The sequence below is a fragment of the Paenibacillus sp. J45TS6 genome, from assembly GCF_018403285.1.
GTDB lineage: Bacteria > Bacillota > Bacilli > Paenibacillales > Paenibacillaceae > Paenibacillus.
Genome location: NZ_BOSJ01000061.1, coordinates 1 through 536 on the forward strand (window position 1 = coordinate 1; position 536 = coordinate 536).

Annotated in this window: 1 tRNA gene and 1 rRNA gene; both read right to left on the reverse strand. The window is 48.1% G+C overall.

Going from position 1 to position 536, the window contains the following annotated elements:
* Positions 1–47: 47 nt before the first annotated feature.
* Positions 48–123 (reverse strand) — tRNA-Asn (locus tag KJS58_RS24845).
* Between the two features lie 55 nt (positions 124–178).
* Positions 179–295: ribosomal RNA gene (rrf, locus tag KJS58_RS24850) — 5S ribosomal RNA — on the reverse strand.
* Positions 296–536 lie beyond the last annotated feature (241 nt).

Here is a 536-nt window from a genome sequence, read left to right on the forward strand (position 1 = left end):
TACCTCCGTGAAAGGGAGGTGTCTTAACCCCTTGACCAACGGGCCGCTGGCTCCCCGAACAGGACTCGAACCTGTGACAACTCGATTAACAGTCGAGTGCTCTACCAACTGAGCTATCAGGGAATATGTATTATAATTAGGTATCAATAAACTGGGTGTCCCAGATTATTAAAACTTTGCTTGGCGGCGTCCTACTCTCCCAGGACCCTGCGGTCCAAGTACCATCGGCGCTGGAGGGCTTAACGGTCGTGTTCGGGATGGGTACGTGTGGAACCCCTCCGCTATCGCCACCAAACAGGGTTTTCTTAGCTTACGCTTCTCGAAAATCTTCGGAAAATCCATTCGCTCTTCGCGTTTGCTTGGGTTCAACACCGAAGTGTGAATCAAGAAACAAGCGTTTAGGTTTCCCTCAAGGATTTGCTCCCTGAAAACTAGATACGAAACAATCTTTGCAATTTATAGCATATGCTTTCGAAGTAGCTTTCCTTCAGAAAGCTTTTAGGATAAGCCCTCGACCGATTAGTACTGGTCAGCTC